This is a genomic window from Hymenobacter sp. 102, from assembly GCF_049949205.1.
GTDB lineage: Bacteria > Bacteroidota > Bacteroidia > Cytophagales > Hymenobacteraceae > Hymenobacter.
The window spans coordinates 1906394-1928949 of the sequence record NZ_CP188172.1; the positions used below are offsets into that span (position 1 = coordinate 1906394).

At 62.0% G+C, this 22556-nt stretch carries 16 protein-coding genes; 7 read left to right on the plus strand and 9 right to left on the minus strand.

Going from position 1 to position 22556, the window contains the following annotated elements:
- Positions 1-188: 188 nt before the first annotated feature.
- Positions 189-680, plus strand: coding sequence for a hypothetical protein (locus tag ACN19L_RS08180; RefSeq protein WP_426493026.1), 492 nt, complete (start codon positions 189-191; stop codon positions 678-680).
- A 99-nt stretch (positions 681-779) separates the two neighbouring features.
- Here the strand turns inward: ACN19L_RS08180 and ACN19L_RS08185 are convergent, their stop codons facing one another.
- Positions 780-1253 (minus strand): hypothetical protein, encoded by a 474-nt coding sequence (locus ACN19L_RS08185; protein ID WP_426493027.1) that lies wholly within the window; start codon positions 1251-1253, stop codon positions 780-782.
- A gap of 168 nt (positions 1254-1421) precedes the next feature.
- A complete protein-coding gene (locus tag ACN19L_RS08190; RefSeq protein ID WP_426493028.1) occupies positions 1422-7712 on the minus strand; it encodes an alpha-2-macroglobulin family protein in 6291 nt (2096 codons plus the stop codon).
- A gap of 341 nt (positions 7713-8053) precedes the next feature.
- On the opposite strand from ACN19L_RS08190, the gene ACN19L_RS08195 reads away from it, so the two are divergent.
- Positions 8054-8818 (plus strand): outer membrane beta-barrel protein, encoded by a 765-nt coding sequence (locus ACN19L_RS08195; RefSeq protein WP_426493029.1) that lies wholly within the window; start codon positions 8054-8056, stop codon positions 8816-8818.
- Between the two features lie 38 nt (positions 8819-8856).
- Here ACN19L_RS08195 and ACN19L_RS08200 read toward each other — a convergent pair whose 3' ends face one another.
- Positions 8857-9429, minus strand: a complete 573-nt coding sequence (locus tag ACN19L_RS08200; protein WP_426493030.1) for a DinB family protein — start codon at positions 9427-9429, stop codon at positions 8857-8859.
- 126 nt (positions 9430-9555) lie between these two features.
- Between ACN19L_RS08200 and ACN19L_RS08205 the strand changes: the two genes are divergently transcribed.
- Positions 9556-10533: a hypothetical protein gene (locus ACN19L_RS08205; protein WP_426493031.1), complete on the plus strand. Its 978-nt coding sequence runs from the start codon at positions 9556-9558 to the stop codon at positions 10531-10533.
- A 79-nt stretch (positions 10534-10612) separates the two neighbouring features.
- The gene (locus ACN19L_RS08210) at positions 10613-11674 is read left to right on the plus strand and encodes a ComEA family DNA-binding protein (protein ID WP_426493032.1); all 1062 of its coding nucleotides are present in this window, start codon (positions 10613-10615) and stop codon (positions 11672-11674) included.
- A 49-nt stretch (positions 11675-11723) separates the two neighbouring features.
- On the opposite strand, the gene ACN19L_RS08215 is transcribed toward ACN19L_RS08210, so the two are convergent.
- Positions 11724-12473 (minus strand): phosphatase PAP2 family protein, encoded by a 750-nt coding sequence (locus tag ACN19L_RS08215; protein ID WP_426493033.1) that lies wholly within the window; start codon positions 12471-12473, stop codon positions 11724-11726.
- 196 nt (positions 12474-12669) lie between these two features.
- Between ACN19L_RS08215 and ACN19L_RS08220 the strand changes: the two genes are divergently transcribed.
- Positions 12670-13524 (plus strand): hypothetical protein, encoded by an 855-nt coding sequence (locus tag ACN19L_RS08220; protein ID WP_426493034.1) that lies wholly within the window; start codon positions 12670-12672, stop codon positions 13522-13524.
- A 92-nt stretch (positions 13525-13616) separates the two neighbouring features.
- On the opposite strand, the gene ACN19L_RS08225 is transcribed toward ACN19L_RS08220, so the two are convergent.
- Entirely contained in the window at positions 13617-14546 is a 930-nt protein-coding gene (locus tag ACN19L_RS08225) for a hypothetical protein (protein ID WP_426493035.1), read from the minus strand.
- 124 nt (positions 14547-14670) lie between these two features.
- Between ACN19L_RS08225 and ACN19L_RS08230 the strand changes: the two genes are divergently transcribed.
- Entirely contained in the window at positions 14671-14862 is a 192-nt protein-coding gene (locus ACN19L_RS08230) for a cold-shock protein (protein ID WP_426493036.1), read from the plus strand.
- Between the two features lie 89 nt (positions 14863-14951).
- Here ACN19L_RS08230 and ACN19L_RS08235 read toward each other — a convergent pair whose 3' ends face one another.
- Positions 14952-15443 (minus strand): gliding motility lipoprotein GldH, encoded by a 492-nt coding sequence (locus ACN19L_RS08235; RefSeq protein ID WP_426493037.1) that lies wholly within the window; start codon positions 15441-15443, stop codon positions 14952-14954.
- A 13-nt stretch (positions 15444-15456) separates the two neighbouring features.
- Complete coding sequence (gene ricT / locus ACN19L_RS08240; protein WP_426493038.1) at positions 15457-17001, minus strand: regulatory iron-sulfur-containing complex subunit RicT; 1545 nt, start codon at positions 16999-17001, stop codon at positions 15457-15459.
- A 406-nt stretch (positions 17002-17407) separates the two neighbouring features.
- Between ricT and ACN19L_RS08245 the strand changes: the two genes are divergently transcribed.
- Entirely contained in the window at positions 17408-18211 is an 804-nt protein-coding gene (locus ACN19L_RS08245) for a M57 family metalloprotease (protein WP_426493039.1), read from the plus strand.
- A gap of 607 nt (positions 18212-18818) precedes the next feature.
- Here the strand turns inward: ACN19L_RS08245 and ACN19L_RS08250 are convergent.
- Positions 18819-21422, minus strand: coding sequence for a S8 family serine peptidase (locus ACN19L_RS08250; RefSeq protein WP_426493040.1), 2604 nt, complete (start codon positions 21420-21422; stop codon positions 18819-18821).
- A gap of 262 nt (positions 21423-21684) precedes the next feature.
- A complete protein-coding gene (locus ACN19L_RS08255; protein WP_426493041.1) occupies positions 21685-22542 on the minus strand; it encodes a hypothetical protein in 858 nt (285 codons plus the stop codon).
- Positions 22543-22556: the final 14 nt, after the last annotated feature.

Genomic DNA, 22556 nt, shown 5'->3' on the forward strand with positions numbered 1-22556 from the left:
CATTCCAGCTGGCCGCACAACTACGGGCCATGCTGCCGTTAACTTCGCGCCTGGGCCTTAGTGTAGCTCAACATATTACCGGCTTATCGCCCATGCTGCACTACCGGAGCGGATACGGACGGCAGAGTGCGGGTTTTGGCTCCGGAGGTTTGCTGCACACCAGTGTAGGGCTACAGTATCTCGACGTTTTGACCTGGGGGCCGCGCTGGCACGTGGATGCCGGTCTGAGCCTTGGTTACGGCTATCAACTCAACCGTTTTCTGACGGATGAAAACTGGATTTTTACGGCGGGCGGCAATGTTACCGGCTGGCCCGAGCCCAATCAGCCGGTGGTACTATTGCACACACAGTACCCTCGCCGTTGGACGCCGTTGATAGGAGCCTCTTTCCAGGTTCAGTATGCCCTCACGAGCCGGCAATTTCTACTGGTAAACCTAGATTACCAGCGCGGACTATTGCCGCTGGCCGAAGTTGACACCCGGCGGCTTGACTACCTGGATGCTGCGGGGGCTGTCCAATCAGGCAACCTTACTGCTCGCCACCGGGGCTCCTACGCCACAGCACAGATTGGATACGGCTGGCGACTGACCCCAGCGCTGGCTCGCACAACCCGTTGGCACACGCCACGCTACCACGTCGCCCCGCCCGATCCGGCGGAAGACGACACGGATGCGAAATGACAGCATCATCAACGGCCCCGTACCAACCATTATATTGTTCAGCAAAAAGCCCCACCGATGATGCATTGGTAGGGCTTTTTGCTGGGGTTTGAGTAGGCGCTAACGGCGACGCGTGCTCTTTTTCCGAGTACTCGTTTTCTTGGAGCTCGTTTTTTTCGCCGTGGTTTTCTTGCGCGAGGAGGTCCGGCTACTACTGCGGTGCGTACTGGTGTGCCGACGATGCGTGCTGCTGGTACGACGGTGCACAACGGCTGGAGCGGCTTTGGCTTCGGGGGCAGCTACCGGGGCCAGCTTTTCAGCTTCTGGCACGACTGCTTCCAGGTTGTGGGCCGTGGCTTCAATGGCGGGTTGGTGCACGCCGGCTTCCTCAGCGGTGGCCCGCAGCTTGGCGGCCTGCTTGCGGCGCACGGGCATCAGAAAGTCCCGCTCGGCGCGCTCCTGGGCCGATAGTTTTTCCTCGCCGGGCAGGTGAGTAGGGGTAGCGGTGGCTTTGGCTTCATCCTGAGCGAAGGCCGTGGCAGTGCTCAATAGCAATGCCAGCAGTAGAAAAGCAACTCGTTGTAACAACTTCATCCTTACTTAAAACCAAACGAACTGCAAATGTACAATCCGTTGGCGGGCAGGCCAAACCTTGCGCGTTTTCACGCAGTGGTTCGGGGTGGAATACGCGGGGTTTCGCAGTGGCCGTTTACGGCAAAACCCCGCGTACTCTGGCCCAGCACGCAATAGCGCTTCCCTCCCCTACTGCCCGGCAATTTGTACCCGGGTGCCGGCCGAGTGGGCCGTAAACTCGGGGGCGTACAGGCACTGCAGCTGCGAGAGGCCGCCGGAGAAATTGCCGGCCTGGGCCGCCCGCAGGCGGTACTCGAAGGTGTGCGTGCCTTTGGGGAAGTAGCTGATGAAGAAGTTGGTAGCCGCGTCGCGGGGGCTCTCGTAGTAGCCCAGGCCGCTCTGGTAGCGGTAGCCCGAGGTTTGGCCGATGAGCTCCAGGCCGGCGGCGCGCTGGTCCTTCAGATGCACGTACTCCAGGTTCCGGTCGGCACGGAGCACGAGGCGCACCACTAGCACGTCGCCCACGCGCAGGGGCGTGGTAGCGGTGAGGGGCTCCAGCACGGGGCCGGCGGCGGTGCGCTGCTCCCGGTAAAAGCGGCGCTCCAGCTGCAGCCCGCCCACGGCGGCCGTTACTTTATCGGGCTGCTCGAAGTACTGCCAGTACAGGCCGCCCCAGGCCACGCCGGCGTCGGGTTTCTGCACCGTTACGCGGCCCTGGGCGGGCCTGATATCTGCGGCGGGCCAGGTTACTTTGTAGTAGCCGGTGCCGGCCTGCTGGCTGGTGGGCTGCACGGGTTTCCCTCCTACCGTTACCTGCAGGGGCTGGGTGGGATGCAGCCAGTTGGAGCCGCGCAGCAGCAGGGCGTAGCAGGCGTCGGCGGTGGCGCGGGTGCTTTCCCAGTTCTGCACGCGCTTCTGGCTGAGCAGCCACAGCTTCATTTCATCCACCGATTTCTGGTCATTCAGCACTTCATCAAAGGCCTCGATGAGCGTGGCCTGGGTTTCGGTGGGGGCTTCGCGCCAGTAGTAGCCGCCGCGCACGTCTTTCCAGTACATGCCCAGTTCCGGGGAGTGCAGGGCGTTTTCCTGCAGGGCCGTGAGGATGGCCTTCACGGCAGCGGGCTGAGTTTTGGCGCGGTGCAGGGCCAGGGCCATTTCGGCCTGCAGGTAGCGGGTGCGGCCCGGCCAGTAAGTGGCGGCCTGCTGCTGGTAGTACGTTTGGGCCGACTGGTCCTCCTTGCGCACGGCCAGCGCGGGCCAGAAGCTGCGGGCGTACAGGGCCTGCACCTGCAGATCGGCGAGGTGGTCTTGCTTCAGGTCTACCTTGGACTGCTTGCGGAGCTGGGTGTAGTCGTCCTGCAACTCCCCGTCCAGATACGCCACGGCGTTTTGCAGCATTTGGCGGGCGGTGGGGTCCTGTTGGGCATCGAAGGCACCCAGCTTCTGCAGCTTGCCGAAGCCGGCCACGATGAGCTGGGTGATGTACCGGTCGGCGGGCATGCGCTCAAACCAGGGGAAGGAGCCGTCGGGCAGCTGCATCTGGCGAAGCTTGGCCAGGGCGCGGGCGGTTTCGACTTTCAGGCGGGGCTCGTCGAACAGCTCGGCGAGGCGGCGCATCCGCTCGGTTTCGTTCTGGGCGTCGCGCACCCAGGGCGTTTCCTGCAACAGCAGGGCCTTCAGCTCCTGGTTTTGCTCCAGCTTGCTGGTGAGGGCGGCTTTGTCGCCGGACTGGGCGGCGCGCTGCCACTCGGCCAGCATGGTACGCAGCTGGGGGTTGCTCTGCAGAATTTTAGCGGCCAGCAGGTTGGCGTAGAGGCGGCTGAAAGTCTGCTCAGAGCACTCGTAGGGGTACTCCATCAGGTAGGGCAGCGCCTGCACGGCGTACCAGGCCGGGTTGGGCGTCATCTCCAGCGTGAGCGAGTAGTTGCGGCGGGTGCCGGAGGTGGTGCTGGTCAGCTTTTTCAGCTCAAACTCCCGGGTAGTCGGCCCCACCACCGCCAGCGGCAGCGTTTCGGTTAGCAGCACCCGGTTCGGCAGCACCGGCAGAGTGTTTTCCTCGCCATCCTCTACCGTTGCGAGTTGGTTTTTGGTTGATTGTTTTTGGTTTTTGGCCTCTTTGCGGGCTTCACGGCTGCTTTTTACTTCTTCATTTTTAATTTTCAATTCCTTCGACTCCCCTCTCGCTACTACCCGGTAGGTAATGGCTTCGAGGGGGAGTTGGCCCTCGGCGGTTTCGGGGATGGTGAGGTTCCAGCTTACGGCCCGGCTCTGGTTGCCGCTGAGGCTGAAGCTGACCTGGGCGGGGCTTTTGAGGAGCTGGCTTTCCAGGGGCTGCTGGGTGCGGGCGTCGAGCAGGAGGAGCTGGGCGGTGCCGCTGAGGGCCTGGCCGGTGAGGTTGCTGAGCTTGGCCGAGAAGGTCAGCTGGTCGCCTTCCCGGAAGAAGCGGGGGGCGTTGGGCGTTACCTGTAGGCTCTTTTGCGTAACCAGTTCCCGGCGCAGCAGGCCGGTGCGCAGCTGCTGGTCGTGGGCCAGGGCCAGCAGCTGCCAGCGCGTCACGGCTTCGGGCAGCTGGAACTCCAGCACAGTTTCGCCTTGGGCGTTGGTACGCAAGGCGGGCATCCACAGGGCCGTTTCCCGGAAATCCTTGCGGGCCTGCACGGTGCTGAGGTCTGGTTGGGTTGACACTGATTTTGGAACACCGGCCGCTTCAGTTACCACTACCTCATTTAACTGGCTGGTATCAGCGGCCTTCATCATTGCCCGGGAAGCCATAGGGGCCGGAGCGGCCATAGCTGCTGATTCCAATCCTACCAAATCAGCTGGATTGTCTGTGTTGCCCTTTACAGTTCGGCTGGAAACTACTTTGTCTTTCAACTCTTCCTGGTCCGGAATTTCATCCTCCCCATCAACTCCCCACATATTCAGATGCGGGTAACGAATGGCATCAGGATAGTACTCGGCGACATACCAATTAAACAACTCCTGCCCTTCCTCCGTGCCGAAGCGGCCCTGCCAAGCCAGCGTGGGCGGGAAGTAGGGCCGATAGAACTCCGGGGCGGCGAAATCGTGGGGGCGGAATACGTCCAGCGACTTATCGTAGAGCGTGGCCAGCAGCTCGGCGTCGGCGGGCTGGCCGTTGGTCTGGTGGATGGTGACGCGCCAGGTTTCCTTCTGGCCGGGCTGCAGCTTGTCGCGGAAGGTGGCAATGCTGAGCACCAGCGGGGCGGGCGGCGTGGCCACCTGCACCGGGGCCGTGTGGGTGTAGAGGCGGTTGTCGCGTACCTGGGTGAAGTGCACGTAGAGCTGGGTTTCGCCGAGGGCGGCGGGCACGGATACTTCCACCACGCGCTGCTCACCGGCGCGCAGCGTCAGCCACTCGTGGCGCAGTGTTTCGCCTTTGGCCTCGGCTTCCAGCAACACACGGGCCCCATCCAGGGAGCTGCCCACCAGAAAGCGGGCGGTCTGGCCGGGCGCTACGCTGTCTTGTAACGGCACAAACCAGTCGGCCGCGGGCACGGGCAACGTGGTGGCAGCGGGGTCGAACAGGGTGAACCGCTGCTCGGCGCGGGCTTCGGGCTGACCGGCCGCGGCCGAAGCGGCGGTGGCTTCCAGCAGGTAGCGGCCGGACGGCTGGGCGGCCAGGGCCGTTTGCAAGGCGGGCAGCAGAGGGGTTTTGTCGGTGTCGAAATCCTGAGTGAGCACCAGCGTGCGGACCCAGGTGCTGTCGTTGTCTTCCCGGCCGTAGGCATCCAGCGGGAAGCGGCGGCGGAATTCTTCCTGGCTCAGCGCTTCACGCTCGGGCTGTTCCCAGAGGCGGGGGCGCAGCGGCCGGGTGGGCGGCGTGAGGCGGTAGAGGCGCAGCTGGCCCCGGGCGGGCTGGGCCTCACCGGCGGCGTTGGTGCTGAAAAGGCGGGGCGTGGGCACGTCGGCGCGGTTGAGCTGTTCGGGCAGCTCCAGGCGCAGCGTCAGGGCCTCGGTACCCAGGCTCACGCGCTGGGTGCCGGTACGGGTTTCGCCGGCGGCATCCGTTACGTCGGCCGTTACCTCAAAGGCGTAGCCGGGCCCCCAGCCGCCGCGCTTATTGGCCGCCATGGCGTCACCTTTGGCCTCGAAGGTGATGGCAAAGCCCCCGGCCGAATCGGTGCGGGCCGTGCCGCTGAGAATTTCTTGCTCGGGCCGGCCGCCGCCGTAGAAGCCCCGGCCGAAGAAGGGCCAGAACGTGCGCCGCACCACCCGGTAACTCACCGTGGCCCCGTCGATGGGCTGGCCGGCGTAGGCGGTAGCCTTGCCGCGCACCGTTACGGGCTGCCCCAGTACCGGCGTGCCCTTCACCGGCTCAAACGTCACCTGGAACGTGGGCCGCTTGTAGTCTTCCACCGCGAAGCTCTGGCTGCCGTATTCGGTTTGCAACGACATTTCGCCGTTCAACAACCCCGTGGGCAGCACGAAAGAGCCGTGGAAGGAGCCAAACTCGGAGGTCACGAAATCGAGCGACTTGACCATCTGCCCGTTCACATCCACCAGCCGCAAACTCACGGCCCGCTTGGTCAGCAGCTTCGATTTGCCGGCTAGCGTTTCCGTCAGAATCCCTTTAAAATATACCGTCTGACCGGGGCGGTAGATAGCGCGGTCAGTGTACAGGAAGGTGCGGCGCTGAGCTTCTTCCTCCCGATCCAACTGGTTGCGGCGGGGGATGAAGTAGCCCAAACTCTCGGTCATTAGCAGCGAATCAGCCCCCTGGGTGAACAGGGCAGCCTCAATCTGGGTGTTTTCGCCGGTGAACTGGCCTACCAGAATCTGGGTCTGGCCCTCGGTGTTGGTGGTCAGCCGCTCACCGCGCCGCCGCAGATACTCGCGGCGGCTCTGGTTATAAAACTGGAAAAACGGCAGCACCTGCACGCCGGGCCGGGGGGCACCGGTCTGGCGGTGCAGCACCAGCAGCTCGGGGCCTTCGGTGCGGTCGGCGCTGCGACGCACGTAGCTCAGCTCGCTCACCTGCACCTGGCTGTAAGCCGTTACCACGCCGGCTTGCTCCTTGGTAGGGTTGCTGGCGGCGGTACTCAGCACGATGAGGTAGTGGCCCAGCGGCAGGGCAGACCCGGCGTGCTGCACGGTGTGGCTACGGAAGTCCTGGGACCCAGGCACCTCCAGCTGCCAGGTAGCCTCGGGCTTGGCCGCCAGGGCGCGGGCGTAGCGCTGCTGCCAGGTTTTGTTCTGGTACAGCTCCGGCCGCTCCAGCTGCCGCAGCATCTGGGCGTTACTTACGCGGTAAGCCGTAGCGTAGAGTCGCGGGGCATTACGCACCGTCAGGCGCAGAAGCCACGGTTGATTCGGCAGCAGCACATCCTCGGTGGTGAAGGCCAGTTCCATTCGCTCCAGCCGCTGGCGTAGCGCAGTAGCCTGCCGCCCGCCCCGGGATTTTGGGAACTGCTTCTCGGCAGCTACGGCCAGCGCGTGGGCTTTGGCGGGGTCGGTTTCTTCCCAAATGTCGGCTTCCAGCACCCGTAGCTCCGCGCTAATGGGCAGGGCTTTGTACATGTCGGCGGCGCGGGCCAAAGCGGCGCGGTACAGCTCGGTGTTGTTGGCCAGCGTGGCGTGCGCGTGCACGAACTCCAGCCGCAGCCGGTCGGCGTCGGCCAGGGCGGCGGGGTTGCCAGCATCCTGGAGGCGGAACGCCAGCAGCTGCTGCAGCACCTGCAGGGCGTGGAACTGCCCGTTCAGCGAATCGGCTTGCGGCGCCTGCAGTTTCAGGCGGGCAAACTCCGGGGCGGGACCGAACAGGGCGGCATCCGTCAGCTCAAACTGCTGGGCGGGCTTGGTGATGTACAGCTCATCGTTGCCGAGGCCCTCCACGGCGCGGTGGGCCAGCAAATCGTAGAGGGTGGGGCGCAACCTGCGGCCCTCGGCGCTGCCGCCCCGGGTGAGGTAGCCCAGCGTGGCCAGTTTCAGCTGCTGCTGGCGGCGGGGTTCTTCCTGCACTGAGGCGCGGTAGTGCTGCACCACGGCCGCGCCGAGGCGGGCGGCGTCCCAGGTGCGCAGGTCCTGGCGGCTCTGGTCAGCAGTGTCGGATTTGGTGCGGGTCCGGTCGTAGAGCTGGTAGCGGTGGTTGTCGTAGTAACGGGCGTAGAGCTGGGCCAGCAGGCTGTGCAGCACCGGCCGGGCCGGAAATTGGGCCGTTTGCAGGTCCTGCTCCACCAGCTGAATGGCCTGCACGTCGGCTTCTTCTTCCCGGGCTTCCAGCAGGCGTAGCTTGTACAGCAACGTGCGCAGGTGCTCGGGCGTGTTCTGCTGGCGGCGCGCCTGCTGGTACAGCGGCTCCAGCAACTTAGCCGCCGAGGCCGTTTGGTCTTTAGCCAGCAGCTGGTCAATCTTTTTCCAAGCCGCCGGGTTAGGGCCGCTCGCGCCGGGCGGAGTCGTTTGGGAGGAACCGGTGGCAAAGAACATCAGCAGCAGAAACAGGCTTAGCAGGAAAGGACGCATGCAGCAGTAACGGTTAAGCGGAGCAAGTTGGTAAAACTCCAGATGCCGGCCGGTGCCGGATTCCACACGTGCACCAGAAAAAAACTTAACTGATTCAGACTTTATGTTCCTCCTTCCATCCTCATAATTCGTCCCATTACACCTCCTTTAAAACCAGTTAAATATATTATAACCAATTATTTACACTCAATAACTCAAGTGTATTGCACGCTTGTGGGCAGCAGTATGCAGGACTTTAAAACTGGTGGTGCCTAGCTCTCTGTAGCGTAGCAGCGGGTGCTTGGCAGGTGTACCTTTCTACCCATCTAGTCTTCAGGCAATTCTTACTACCCATATTTACTATGCATCACCGCGTATCATTGCTCAGTATCGGAATAGGTGTTGTAATAGCACTGTTCGAGTCGGATTATACCGTCGCCCAGAGCCGTACTCGTTGGGGAGTGCAGGCAGGCGGTGGGATAGGCTGGGTACGCTTACAAGGGCAGGCTCCATACGCGACCAGTGCACGCCCTACCTGGCAAGCTGGTCTGCTCGCCGAAACCCACTTATCACCCCACTGGAGCCTGCAATACGGTTTGGGCGGGGCATTGAAAGGTTTTCGCTTACAGGAAGCCTATTCCTATGATGCCACGGATGAGCTTGGCCGGCCGGTACCTGGTTATTACCAAAGCCAGGACGCTTACCGTCTTACTTATCTGCAGGCGCACGCATTGCTGGTGTATCGGCCGAGTGCGGCGGATAATGGCTGGCAGCTGCTCTTGGGTGGCTACGCCGGTATGGGCGTGCGCGGGCGCTACCGGTACCGCTACACCGATACGTGGGGAAATCTGACCCGTAATGCAGCAGGCCGACACCGCCTTGTGTATGGCTACACCCCAGGTAGCGGGGGAGGCTTCGGCATTTTAGGAAGCAGCCCTAGTGCTGACATCCGCCCTTTTGATACCGGCTTACAGGTGGGCAGCGGCTATAGCTGGCGCAACCTGCAGGTTCAGGCTGTTTATCAGATAGGCTTACTACCCCTTCTACCTAACTACCTAGCTCGGCAGCTGGAGCACCAAGCGTATCTACAGGGCACCAGTGTCACGCTTTCTTATTTTCTTCGTTGATCCCAGATGGTCCGTGGATATCTGACCAGATGAGCACCTTATAGCTCCCGGCTATCCAGCACCCGCTCGGCTTGCCCGATGTGGCGCTTGATATGCTCCACCAGTAATTCCAGCACATCGGTCAGGCGCGGAATCAGCAGCGGAATGATGGGATTCGGAATACGCACGGCATTTGCATTCACGCGGCGGGCCTGCTCAATGAGGTTGCTTAGCTCATCCAGTTGGCGGCTGAACACTTCAATAACCGTACGGGGCAGCCGGGACCCGCTCGGTGCGTACTGCTGAGGAGATTTTATGGGCTTTTCGGTGGCCGGGGCCCGCATGGCTTCCGTCATTTTCCGACCAAAAAAGCCGTGCGCCACTGTATCGGCGGGTGCGGAACCTCGCTCCTTGGCGGCTTTCACCTTGCGGCTGATAACCGGCAGATACAAGCCACCCACGATATTAAGATGCTCCAGGCACTGGCCCACGCTCCATTTACCGGGCCCGGGGCCCCGGTTCAACTGGTCGTCGGTGAGGGGGCGGAAGCGGCGGTTGGTAATTTCCCGCACCCGCTCCACATCGGCAGCCAGGGCGTCCAGAAAATCGGTTGTACGGGTGGCAGCAGACATAACAAAGGGCTGGTGGATAGGCGGAATATGGTGTAATGATACGGGCCCGGCGCGGTTTCGGCAATGCAAACCCACATTTGACCGAGTGTTTTGCCGAATTTACGCGCCGGGCGGTACTTTCGGGATATGGCATTGTCTTTTCTGCGGGCCCTGGGTGGCTTTTTGCTGGCAGCTTTTCTCTTTGTAGCGTGGGCTGCCCAGGCCCAGGCCGTACCTAATCCCGGCGAAAACATTGCCTTTTTGGTAACCTTCGGCAGCCAAGCCGATAAAAGCTGGGGCGACGACGACTTCACGCAAACCTTCTTTTTTCTCGTTCCGAAGGAAAACCGCCAGCCCGTGTACATCCGCGTATTCGACCCCGACTGCGGTGGTCAATACGATGAGGCCAAATTTGGCTGGAACACGACCACCGAGTTCAGCCTTTACGGTGGCGCGGGCACCCACTCCGCCCCCGATGCCCGCGCCACCGAGCCCAAAGGCCAGTTTCGGGCCGGCACCCTGCTGAAGCAGGCCCGGTTCGGAGCTGAAAAAACCTATGATAACCAGTGGTACACCTTTGGCCCTCTGAACCCGCTGGAGGGTGAGTTTGTGAAGGAGTTTGACGGCTACGTGTTCAAGCTCATTGCCCAGGGCAAAGCCGGCGACGACGGCAACCTGTACCGCTACTTCCTGAGCACTTCGCCCACCCAAAACGTACCGGTGGAGGGCGGCAACGCCTTTACCTATGAGTACAGTTTCCGCCTCTCACCCCAGAAACGAGCCAAAACCCACCTCTACCCTTTCGTGAACGACCAAGTGGTGAGCATCAAGCAAAGCAATTTTGATGTGGACGGTGACGTGGGCCTGAAGATCTTCAGCGTGGCCAAGAACGGCCATTCCGCCAAGGTAAGTGATGATAATGTGTGGGCCAGCAGCACCCACCAGATAGCCGAAAAGGAACACGGCCTCTCCCTGGACCTGCAACTCACGTCCCTTACCAAAGCCACCAACGACCTGGTGTTCTACGTCACGGACCAGTACGCGGTGGCGCTGCCGTTCTTTGCCATTCCGCTGGGCGGCCCGCCGCGCTACCGCTACGAGGTGGATGTAAAAATCAGGAAGTAAGCGCGCAGATGCAGCTTGGTTTTGTAGGAAATTCCGACTAAACTCAACGGTACTATTTGTTACTGCTGCGTATTCCGTTATGCCCCCTCCTACCCCGCGCCCGGTACCCGCTCAGCCGCCCCTAGCCCGCCGTTCTGTGCTGCAGCCACTCCAGCGGGGCATGCGCCGCTACTTCGGCTTTTCCCGCCGCGAAACCTCCGGCTTTGTTCTGCTGCTGCTGCTGGTGGTAGCCTGGCTATGGCTGCCCACGCTGCTGCGGCCGGCACTGCCGCAATACAACCCCGCCGCCGACCAACGCCAGCTTAGCCAATGGGCCGCCGAGCTGGCCGCGCGCCGCACTACCCGGCCCCGGTTTACCAGCCGCTACCCGAAGCGGACTTACGCGGCCCGCCCCCGGGTAGTGCAGGTGGCGCTGGCCCCGTTCAACCCCAACGCGTTTACGGCTCTCGACTGGCAGGCGCGGGGCTTGCCAGCCTGGCTGGCCGAGCGGCTGGTGAAATACAAAACCGCGGTGGGCGGCTTCAAGGCCAAGGAACAGCTTCGCAAAGCCTACGGCCTCTCCGACACTACCTACGCCCGACTGGCTCCTTATATTCAGCTACCGGAGCAACTGCCGCCGCGCGGGGCCGGAACCTACGCCCGCACGCCGCCCGGCCAATATTCCAACCAGTACCCCAACCGGAAGCCGTTTGAAGCCACCCCCGGCCACTTCGCCCGCAAGCCGATGCGGCTGGCGGCATTTGATGTAAATACGGCCGATACCACCCAGCTGATGCAGATTCGGGGAATTGGGCGCGGCTATGCGCGGCGCGTGGTGGAGTACCGGCAGCGGCTGGGCGGCTTCCTGCGCGAAGAGCAGCTTGCCGAAATCTACGCCCTGCGCGATGCCCCCGATCTGGTGGACAGCCTGCGCAAGTACACGTTTGTGGCCGATGGATTCAGTCCTGCGCTGGTGGATGTCAACAACGCTTCCTTTGAGGTATTGCAGGCCCACCCCTACGTGGGTAAGCGGCTGGCCCGGGTGCTGGTGGCGTTCCGGCAGCAGCACGGCCCCTTCCGCCAGCCCACCGACCTGCGGCAAATCCGCGTGCTGGATGAGGCTACGCTTGGAAAGCTGCAGCCATACCTGGTACTACGCTAGAAACTGTGAGCATCAGCAGCATGGCAACGGCGGACCGGATACGCGTACATCAGTTCCGAAGCATCACCATTGCCCCCACTGCTCCCCCAGGGGCATAAGTGGGCACCAGCAGCAGCTTCTGCCCAAGCTTACCGGGCACCAGATGCGCCGCCGCCGGGTACACGCGCCACACAGCTTCGGCCGAGAGGAACCCGATACCGGCTCCGGCCAGTACATCCGTTACCCAATGGCGGTTATTGAGCATGCGCATAGCCCCGGTGGCCGTGGCCACCCCGTAGCCCGCCACCGATACCCAGGGACGGCCCTTCCCAAATTGCTCGTGCAGCAGCGTAGCCGTCATGAATGCCTCGGCGGTATGGGCTGAGGGAAACGAGCTGAAATCGGCCGGATTATCGGGCCGCTGCGTATGACTGGCCTGCTTCAGGCTGCTGACGATACCCGAGCTTAGCACGTGCGCTAGGCCGTAGCACACCGTAAATGGTACCACGCCTCGCTCGCCCTTCATCCCAACTGCATATAGCCCATAGGCACTCCAGATGGGAAAATGCCGCGAGTAATCATCGAGTCCGGTGTGGAAATTGGGGAAATGCGCCCTGGTTTCCTCGTGTACCTCTTCCTTCGCTTCATCCAGCAGGTTCTCGTTGCGGCTGATATAGCCCAGCGTCACCAGTGCCACGGGTACGGCTACTCGCCACGCGCTCGGGCGCTTTAGCCATGAGGTGGTAGCGTATGGCGTCTTGGTGCTGTCGGGCACAATCACCGCCTGCCCCAAAGCCGGCAGGGCCAGCAGCCAGCACATAACAACTACGTAAGCCCGACAATACATACCTGAGTGCGAGGGGGTGGAGAAATGATTCTGTCAGTAAGATACTAGGCCGCTCGCCCCGCTGCTACCTCCCGACCGCCAGAAAATCCTCAATTTCGGCGGCCGAATTGGCTGGCCCGGCGTATGCGGTCAGATACTCGGCTGAAATTTGGAGTTACGCCTTTCCCGCATGTGTTTTTTTCCGCGTTATCTGCTGGCAGCCTTTGCCGGGCTATTGGTGGGCTGCTCTTCTCGCCAGGGCCGGGGTTCCTTTGCCGATGCAACGGCCCGTTATACCGTTTCGGAAATCGGGCGTATTAACTCCCGGGCTCAGGAGAGCTCCGGCCTGGAAAATGCCACCCCCGAGGGCGACCTGTGGACCCACGCCGACGGAGGCAATACGGCCCGCCTCTACCGCGTCACCCGGCAGGGCGACCTGCTCCAGGCCCTGGATCTTTCTCCCCTGCAGAATATCGACTGGGAAGACCTGGCACAGGATGAGGAGCACCGCCTCTACGTGGGCGATTTTGGCAACAACCAGAATAAACGCCGCAACCTGCACATTTACCGCCTCAGTGGCCCCAGCCTCACGCAGATTGATACAATTCAGTTCACGTATCCCGATCAGCGGGCATTTCCGCCCCGCAAGCCCCGACGCAATTTTGACTGCGAGGCCTTTTACTATTACCAGGACAGCCTGTATCTGTTCACCAAAAACCGGGGTACCAATGGGGTAGTGAAGCAGTACGTGCTGCCGGCCCGGCCCGGCCGCTATACCGCCCGCCTCGCCGACAGCCTGCAACTCCCAACCTGGGTAACCGCCGCCGACATCAGCCCCGATGGCCACCGGGTAGCGCTGTTAGGCACCGGCACGGTGTACCAGTTTGAGCGTCTGCCCGGCCGCCGCCTGTTCGATGGGCTCAAAACTATGCTGTCGATTCCGAAAACCGGGCAGGCAGAGGCGTTGGTCTTTGTTAACACGCAGGATTTCATCATCAGCAACGAAAAAGGCAAGCTGTTCTTGGCCAAGCATAATCCTGAGTAATTTTATCTGTTGCCCAAAGCCCCGGCCGCCATTTCCGCCAGCATAGCTGACAAATGACGGCCGGGGCTTTATATGGCGGCGGCACTTGAGGGCTACTCGGCGGAGGCAGTACGCCCGGGGGCAGGGCCATAGTCGGCCGAGTTATCAGAGGGGTTTCGGTCGGCAGCGGCCCCGCCGTAGTTGCGGGCGGCATCCTGCTGGTTGTAGTCGCCGCGGGCGGGCGAGCCGCCAGACTGGTTTGCCGTGGCCGCATCATACTCATCGTTATACGAGCCACCTTTCGAGCCAAAGCCCTTATCGGTGCCCCCTTGCGCATCGGGGGAGCCCGCCGCCACATAGCCGCTGCCGGGCTCCCGGCCGGGCGTGGCATCGGCTTCATTGGTGGCCTCCGGGGAGTTGGCAGGCGCTACGCCCGTCCGCAGTCCTTGGGGGCCGCCTTCCGGATGATTGGGCGTGTAGTCCTCTTGCTGGTTGCGTTGAGCGGCCTGCGGCTCGGCATTGCTATCCGCGGCTGTCCCGCTCAGGGAAGAAGTACCGTAATCAGGGGCAAAGCCAGAGTCAGGCCCTTTGGGCGCCGCATTATCGTTAGCAAAGTAAGCCCCCACGGCCGAGCCGCCGGGTAGGCTAGCCCCAGCCGGCTGCGTGCCGAAGCTGCCATTTTCTTCAGAAGTCAAGCCGGCCGGGCGCTGCTCCCGCTCCCCCACGTACCCGGTGGTAGCGGGCGGCGTTTGCAGCGTACCGGCGTAGGTGGCTTCGCCCCGGCTTAGCTCATTGCCATAGCCACCCTGCGTGAGCCCCTGCCCCGATTGCCGGCCGAACTCGCCCCGACTGGCCCCGGCCACCTCGTTTTGCTCGTGGTTGGCATCGTGGGCAAAAGGCTGCTGACCGGTGGTATTGGCAGGCGTCTGCAGCTCCGTGGGCAGTTGGTTCCCGAGGGCAGCAGCGGTGTCTTTCTGATTAGTAGTCTGCTCGTTGGCAGGAGTCGAGGGCAGGTTTTCGTCGGGCATGATGGGAAGCGGCATGTAAAGTGGTACCACTTCATACGTAGCCATCCGTCAGGCGTTCCGCCAACTGGTATTTTTGCCAGTCTGGAAAACCATGTAGATTTACCACCATTCTTTCAATCCACAACCGCTTACACCCGCTATGAAAACTGGCAAAGTGAAGTTCTTCAACGAGTCTAAAGGTTTCGGTTTCATCATTGATGATGAGAACGGCCAGGAAATCTTTGTTCACCAAACCGGCCTCGTCCACGAAATCCGCGAAAATGACCGGGTATCGTTCGACCTCATCGACGGTCGGAAAGGGCAGAATGCCGTGAAAGTGGAGCGCATCTAGCGTTTCGCTGCGCTTACACAAAACAGGCCCGCTGGTAGATACCGGCGGGCCTGTTTTGCGTTTGCAGAAGCCAGAAAGGCGGGCCGTACCTACGGTACGTGCTTCAGTACGCGTACGCCCACGGCCATAATACCCCGCAGCTGATCCTGGCGCATGTACTGCTCCAGCATTACTTTATAGGGGCCGGTCTGGGAAAACTTCTGATTAGGCAGGGCCAGAAACCGGTGGTCGAAAATGTCGCCGGAACCGTCGCCGCGGGGTTCCCCGGTTTTAGGGTCCATCAGCAGCATCTGGTGCAGCAGCCGCGAAACGGGCTTGCCATCGGGCCCGGTCAGGGTGTGCTTCACGTACAGATTATAGTACTCATAGTCGGCCGCGTTCCGGATGTTGAAGTACACATCATAGTGCTGAGTAGTATCCGGAATTTCAAACTCGAACGTGGGCTTATCCTGCACGGCCCACACGTAGGGCTCCCCCAACGGCGACTTGAGGTCCGTGTTTTTCTCGTACACCTCGTTGGGATTGCAGGCGGCCAGCAACAGCAGGCTCACGGCCGGCAGCAGGCACCGGAAAACGCGCATAGCTAGTGGAGAGTTAAGAGGCAGAAGATGTGGAACCATCGGCGGCCGGGCCCCGGCCCGACCGACCCGAGCGGCCCCGGCCCGAGCGGCTGCGGCGGCCTTCACCGGCTTCCCCAGCGGCGCGGGGTGGGCTATCCGGCCCATCGGCCGAGGAGCGGGGCGGGCGCGGCGCCCCATCCCGGCCCGGGCGGGCGTCCGGGGCGGTGGTGCCATCGTCGGGTTTCCCCGCTTCAGAGCGGCGGCTTTCTCCGTTGCGGCCTCGGCCCCGACGGTTGAGGGGACGAGCCGCCGCACCCCGGGGCCGGGCCCGCTCTTCGGGGCTCTCCGGCGAGGCTTCGGGAGAGGCGGCCGGGCGGGCCTCGGCGGAGGCGCTCCGCCCGCCACCACGGCTCGGCCGGGAAGCCGGGGCTAGGGCTACCGGCTCTTCCCCTTTTTTCTTTTTGCCCCGCTTGCTGCGCTTCGCCGATTTTATTTTATCGTCGAGGCGCTCCAGGGAGCCTTCTACAATGGCGGTTACTTCGGGCGCTTTCTCCTCCTCCCGCACCGGCACGAGCAGGCTGTCAGGCTTCTCGCCGCGTTTGTTCATCTCCTGTACTTCGCGCACGCGCTCGGTGGGCACTACTACCCAGTTGTTGTCGCCGCGCACAGCAAACCACATTTTGCGGCGGAAGATGTCCGTTTTCTGCAGGGTGTAGTCGCCCTTTTCCGTGAGCAGGGGCCGCTGCACCTGCGGAATGTCCTTCAGCGCATCAAGGTACGTATCCAGCTCATAGTTGAGGCAGCACTTAAGGCGCCCGCACTGGCCCGAGAGCTTAGCCGGGTTCAGGCTCAGGTTCTGGTAACGGGCGGCGGTGGTGCTCACACTTTTGAAGTCCGACAGCCAGGTAGAGCAGCACAGCTCCCGCCCGCAGGACCCGATACCGCCCAGGCGGCCGGCCTCATGGCGCAGCGAAATCTGGCGCATTTCCACCCGTACCCGAAACTCATCGGCCAGGCGCTTGATCAGGTCTCGGAAATCCACCCGGTCGTCAGCCGAGTAGAAGAACGTAGCGCGGGTACGGTCGGCCTGGTACTCTACATCGGAGAGTTTCATTTTCAGGCGCAACTCCTCCACCACGGCCCGGGCCCGGAACATGGTTCCGGTTTCCAGGTCGCGCACGGCCTGCCACCGCTCGGCGTCCTGCTCGGTGGCCAGGCGCAGAATAGGACGGATATCCTTGGAATCCAGAGGCACCTTTTTCTTTTTCATCTGCAGGCGCACCAGTTCACCCTTGAGCGACACGTGGCCCAGGTGCCAGCCATTGCCGGCGGCTTCCACCACCACGGCATCCCCGGTGATGAGCGGCAGGCGGCTCTGGTTGCGGAAAAAGTCTTTGCGTCCGCCCTTAAAGCGGATTTCTACGAGGTCGAATTCCTTAAAGTCGCTGGGTACATCCAGGTCCTGGAGCCAGTCGAATACGTTGAGGCGGGTACAGCCGCTACTGCAACTACCCTTGGAGCCGCAGCCCTTGGCAGTAGTAGAGCAGCCCCCACCGGAGGAGCAGGATGAGCAAGCCACAGCTTGAAAGATCTATATGGTAAAGCGGCCGGGAAAGGAGGGCCGCACGAAATCGGTTGTTTACAAAGATAGAGAAATAGCCGGGGCCGGGGCCGGCTGCGCCAGCGGGAAAAAATCCGACTTTTTTTCGGGTCGGCTCTCAAGCTCCCTTACTCGGCTGCGCCGGCTGAGATAATGCCACTTGCCCGCGGCTACAACCTGCACTCATTCACCGTAAATGCAGTTTTCATCTAAAATTCACAAACAACTATAATACTATTCCGCGCATCTAATGAAGACTTTGTAAAACACATTAAAATAAAATTAACCGTATATAATTTTGATAAATTACAAGGCATTGTTTTGAAATATCGTCAATAAAAACCTATGTTTGTCACGTTCTTCACCTAATCCACAACCAAAACCAATGAAAACACTTAAAGTACTCGCTCCGCTGGCTATGCTGGCTGCCGCTAGCCTCTCGCTGTCTTCCTGCCAGGAAAAAGCCAATGTGGAGGTTAAGAATGAAGTATCGGAAACGACCATTAACCAGATCAAAGCACTCGGTTTCACCGCCGCTGGCGCGCAGAAAGTTGAGGGTGGCGTTCTGGTGGAAGGCGACATTTTGCTGACCAATGAAATGCTGGCCAGCAAGCCCGACTACAGCATGCTGCGCGTAGGTCAGGATGAGCAGTACCGTACCACCAACTTGGTTACCGGTCTGCCCCGCACTATCACCATCCGCGTATCGACCAGCCTGCCCTCGGCCTACGTTACGGCCACGGACGAACTGATTCGTCGTTACAACGCCCAGAACCTGCGTCTGCGCTTCTCCCGCGTTACCTCGGGCGGCAACATTGTGATGAATGCTGCTCCTTCCGGTTCTGGCTACCTGGCTTCGGCCGGTTTCCCCTCCGGCGGCAACCCTTACGGTTCGGTATCGGTTAACGTAGGTGCCATCGGCACGGCTAACGCCACTACCTACATTGCCACCATCCTGGCCCACGAAGTTGGTCACTGCATCGGCTTCCGTCACACCGACTACATGAGCCGTCAGTACAGCTGCGGTGGCTCGGCCGTGAACGAAGGTGCCAGCACCGTTGGCGCCGTGTACATCCCCGGTACGCCTTCGGGCCCAGATCCGAACTCGTGGATGCTGGCCTGCATCGGCTCGGGTGGCAACCGTCCGTTCAACAGCAACGACGTAACCGCTCTGAACTACGTGTACTAAGCCTCGGCTTAACGATTTAAGAAAGTCCCCACTCCACGCGGAGTGGGGACTTTTTTTGTTTTGCTGACACGGTTTGGAACGGCTGACAATTGCGCGCTGAACATTCTACTGCCCCTGTTAAAGCATCCTCATTGCTTTATTACGAAGCTGAGTAGAAAGTGTATTCAACACTGTAAAGAAGCCTACTGGCGTCCCGTCGTCCGCGCAAATCGGCTGATTTTGTTCGATGACGAGACACAAGCAGGCGTCTCTATAACACGCTGACGACTTGGCAAACAGCTTCTACACTACTTGCGCAACGAAACAGCAGAGCTGCCTGAATACGCTTAGCAGGAAACTTTGCCCACTTTCCGAAGGACTGACTTTGGGACTCCCGCTTGCTGAATAAAGGTGGACTGCAGCCTGGCGCGGCGGCAACAGCCCGCGTCGTGTCCGGTCCGCTGGAGTCAGCCGCGCGGAGAATTCCGAAGCTACGCGGGCAGACTGATTGCAACATCCCTCCCGCTTAACTGGACAGAGCCTGAAGACGTATCGATAAGCTCGGCCAGATGGACGGTTCACGGCTTCTGTAACCACAGTTCCGGCACCACCGGGCCGGATGCCGGAGCTACTGCACCACGACCCGCCGGGTAACTTCCCGGCCCCCGGGCACGCGAATTCGCAGGAAATACAAGCCGGGGCGAAGGCCCTGCGTTTCCAGTGTGGTAATGCTGCTGACGGCGGTGGTGCGCTCCAGCAGCAAGCGGCCGGCCATATCGAACAGGCGTACCTGCAACTCCTGGTCCTGGGGGCCAATGAGTTGGAGCGGCTCGCCGACCGGCACCGGCACCGGATACACCTGAATGGCTGAAGCATCGGGCACGAAGTACACTTCCTCCACCTGGCTGTACACCGTGCGGCTGGTAGTGAGCTGCAGCCGCAGCCGGTATTCCGCCCGGCCTACCACTGGCTGCTCATCGGGCAGGGCAAAGGCCGTGGCCGTTACGGGCTGCAAGGTTCGTACGGGCACGAAGCTTCCGTCAGGAGTCCGGCGTTCCAATACCAGGGCCTGCACCCGGTAGGTAGTGCCCAGCACAATATCAAACCGCACGGTATCCGAAACCAGCTTCCGGGGCAGGAAGGAGCGGATATAGCAGCCGTATTCGGGCTGGGTTACGTTCAGGGTACTACCCCGCTCCCCCACCCGGCCCTGCACCACGGGCGCTACCGCGTAGTAGCGGGCCGCTGCCTCAGCGGCGGTGAGCACCAAAGACGTATCCGGCAGCAACCGAAAAGGCTCCAGGTGCGTGGCCCCCAGCACGTACACCTGGTACTGGGTGGCACCGGGCACCCGGCGCCAGGTCAGCAGGGTTTCATCGGGGCAATTGTAGCCCACGTTAAGCGCCAGCGGCCGGTCCACCATAAACGTATCGGATACCGTGGCATTGGTACCGTTAAGCAGCCGGAACTGAGCGGCTTCGGTGGTGGCGGGAGCAGTCCAGCGGAAGGTTTGCTGCGTCAGGTCCAGGGCCGGATTGATGACGCTCCAGCTGGTTTGCCCCACGGGCTTGTATTCGAGCCGGGCCGTGGTGGCCGGTCCGGCCCACTGCCAGCGCAGCAGCACCGATTCGGCCGCCCGCAGGTTGCGGGCTTTGGACGGATGCACCCACGTTAGGCCACTTTCCAGCTCGTAGGCAATGCTATACGGCTGCGACCCCTGCCCCAGCCGGTAGCCCTGCACCCGGATACTCCAGTCGCCAGCCGCCGGATTGTCAACGGTAATCTGTTCCACGTTGTCGCGGTGGTTGGGGCGGCGGCGGGCGGGCTGGTCCAGAGAATCGAGATGGGGAAATGCACTCAGCGTCCAGGGCCGCCAAATTTGCCCGTTCCCCATGGTAAGGTCAAGGTCATTGACGAGCGTAGAGGCAGCGTTAGCAGCGGCGGCGGGGTCATTCCAGGTAAGGGTTACTTTCACGCGGCGCGTACCAGCCGGGATGGTAAGCAGGAATCCGGTGCCTTCGCCCTGCCGGGCCACACCCTCCACAAACCGGCCTTCCAGCATCGTCTGCACCGCACCCAGCGCATCTACCTGCCCGTAGCCCGCCACGAAATCCACGTTGGGGCGGCCGGTATCATCGGCGGTATTGATGAGAACCGCCTTTACCAAAGCCGCCGAAGGCAGTGCCCCCCGTTGCTGCTGGTAGGCGTGCTGCGCAAGCAGACTGACGCCCGACACCAAAGCCGCCGCGTCGGAGGTGCCGCCGTCGCCGAACGCCACCAGTTCGGGCTTTACCCGGCCATCGGCGGCGGGGCCCCGGGAGCTGAGGGCGGCCACCTGCCCTAGGGCATCGGTAGCGCCCACGCTCAGGCTGTTTTTGGAGTTCTTGAACTCGCCGGTGAGGTTGGCCGTAGCGGCCAGCCCGGCATACGGCCCGGCCGGAGCAACCAAACTGCCCGAGTTGCCGGAGGAAAACACGTGCAGCAGCGTTGGGTACTGGGTGGCCTGCTGGTCGTAGGCCCGGGCTTCCAGGCCATAGAAATTCTCCACGTTCACCCCGTACGAGTGGTTTTGCACCGATACGCCCTGCCCGGCCAGTTTGGCTCCGTCATCGGGCAGCAGGTTGTCGTAGCTGGATTGCGCAATGCGGGCCCGCCAGGCGGCCCCCTTGCCGTTGGGCGAGGAGTTGCCCCCGCCCGCAATCAGGGTAGCCATGGTGGTGGAATGGGAGCTGAGCAGCTGCGCCTGCGGATCGGGGCTGACAAGGCGGCCCTTGAAGTCAATATCGTTGATATCTAACGGGCTTTCCTTCACCGAAACCGTAAGTCCCTGCCCCGTTACCTGGGGGTAGCGGGCGTGCGTGGTAGTCACTTTATTGGCCGTGAAGTCCGCTCCATTGAGTTGGCGTTCCGGCCGGGCCGTCCGGTCGGCGGCTTCCACGAATTCTGCCGCCGGGCACTCGGCCAGCTCAGCCGCCGCGAGGCCCCGCACCCGCCACAGGCGGGCGTGGCCCGGCTCGGGCTGTGCCTGGGCCCAGGGGTGCCGGGTTAGCCACTGCCGGAAAGCCGCTTCATCGGTAACGCTCACCCGCAGGATCCGCCGCGCGCTTTTGCCATCCAGGCCGGGAGCCAGCCGATTGATGAGCCGGCGGGCCTGCTGCGCCTGGGCCAGCGGCAGTCCGAGCAAAAGAAATAGCAGCAGAGTCCCGGCGGAGCGGAAAGCGTACAACAGCATGCGGTAGAGTTGGTTGCGAAGAGCGGAGGAGCGGCGAAAAGCCATTGAAGCGGCTTTCTCAAATATAACCAGAAATCAACCGACCCGCGCCGCCACCGGGGTTGCTGCCTGGTGCAAAGCACCCATCCACCACATTGGACGCAAAGAAGCCCGGCCTCCCTAGCTGGCCTTTACTGTCAACTACGAAAAGCTGCCGGACAGAGCTGCGGCTCCTGTATCGCGCAACTATCCACGGGGCCCGCGCACGGGGGCTGACTTTTGCTCAAAGCTTGTACACCTGCACCGCATTTTCCAGCAGCAAGTAGGCGTATTGCTCCCCTACCACTACCTGCGTACTGCCCGGTACCGGCAAAGGAACTATTCGCTCCGTGAGGCGGTACAGGTGGAAGAAATGCAGTCCGTCGGCGGCCGGGTAATACAGCTCATCCTCCCGGAAACCAACGGCCGTAAGGCCCGGGAAAGGTAGCTTTTTACGGTAGTTGCCCAGGTTATCGAACACGTACACGCCGCTGCTGCGGTCCACGAGGTAGAGGTTGTTCTGGTACTCGCGCAGAAACCGGAAATCGGGCCGGGTCCGACCAATCAGCAGATCCAGGGGGGTAGTGATGGTGAAGCGCTTCTGCGTCGCGTCGAACTGCCGCAGCGTCAGGTCCGATTCGTTGAGCAGCCAGAACCGGTCGTCGGGGGCCAGGGTGGCTACCCGGGCCTGCCCGTCCAGAAAATCGGCCAAAGCCAGCTCCGAAATCGGGGCCAGAAACCGGTCGAGCAACACTACCTGCTGCCGGTCATCATAGAACACCAGCACCTTGGCCGTGTTCCAGGCTTCCACCTGCATGGTATGCCCCGGCAAGGCCGGCGAGTACGTATTCAGTGGCTGCCCGTCGGCGCTGTATTGGTGCAGGTTATTCTGCGCATCCGTTACGTACAGGTTGCCGCGCCGGTCCAGCGAGGCCACACCGGGCTGCGGGAGCTTAATAGTCCGCACCAACTGCCACCCGGCGGCCGGCGCGGGCACCGGCACGCTCACGACGGGCGCGGCCTGTCCGGCTGGCGCTACCGAACCTGCCGCCGGGGTAGTAGTCTGCGCCCGAACCGATACGCAGGCCAGGACTATGGGCAACAGAGCCAGCCCGG

Coding starts and splice junctions, on each gene's coding strand:
- ACN19L_RS08185 (WP_426493027.1), bottom strand. CDS start 1,253: ATGAAGTTGTTACAACGAGTTGCTTTTCTACTGCTGGCATTGCTATTG.
- ACN19L_RS08190 (WP_426493028.1), bottom strand. CDS start 7,712: ATGCGTCCTTTCCTGCTAAGCCTGTTTCTGCTGCTGATGTTCTTTGCC.
- ACN19L_RS08195 (WP_426493029.1), top strand. CDS start 8,054: ATGCATCACCGCGTATCATTGCTCAGTATCGGAATAGGTGTTGTAATA.
- ACN19L_RS08200 (WP_426493030.1), bottom strand. CDS start 9,429: ATGTCTGCTGCCACCCGTACAACCGATTTTCTGGACGCCCTGGCTGCC.
- ACN19L_RS08205 (WP_426493031.1), top strand. CDS start 9,556: ATGGCATTGTCTTTTCTGCGGGCCCTGGGTGGCTTTTTGCTGGCAGCT.
- ACN19L_RS08210 (WP_426493032.1), top strand. CDS start 10,613: ATGCCCCCTCCTACCCCGCGCCCGGTACCCGCTCAGCCGCCCCTAGCC.
- ACN19L_RS08215 (WP_426493033.1), bottom strand. CDS start 12,473: ATGTGCTGGCTGCTGGCCCTGCCGGCTTTGGGGCAGGCGGTGATTGTG.
- ACN19L_RS08220 (WP_426493034.1), top strand. CDS start 12,670: ATGTGTTTTTTTCCGCGTTATCTGCTGGCAGCCTTTGCCGGGCTATTG.
- ACN19L_RS08225 (WP_426493035.1), bottom strand. CDS start 14,546: ATGCCGCTTCCCATCATGCCCGACGAAAACCTGCCCTCGACTCCTGCC.
- ACN19L_RS08230 (WP_426493036.1), top strand. CDS start 14,671: ATGAAAACTGGCAAAGTGAAGTTCTTCAACGAGTCTAAAGGTTTCGGT.
- ACN19L_RS08235 (WP_426493037.1), bottom strand. CDS start 15,443: ATGCGCGTTTTCCGGTGCCTGCTGCCGGCCGTGAGCCTGCTGTTGCTG.
- ACN19L_RS08245 (WP_426493039.1), top strand. CDS start 17,408: ATGAAAACACTTAAAGTACTCGCTCCGCTGGCTATGCTGGCTGCCGCT.
- ACN19L_RS08250 (WP_426493040.1), bottom strand. CDS start 21,422: ATGCTGTTGTACGCTTTCCGCTCCGCCGGGACTCTGCTGCTATTTCTT.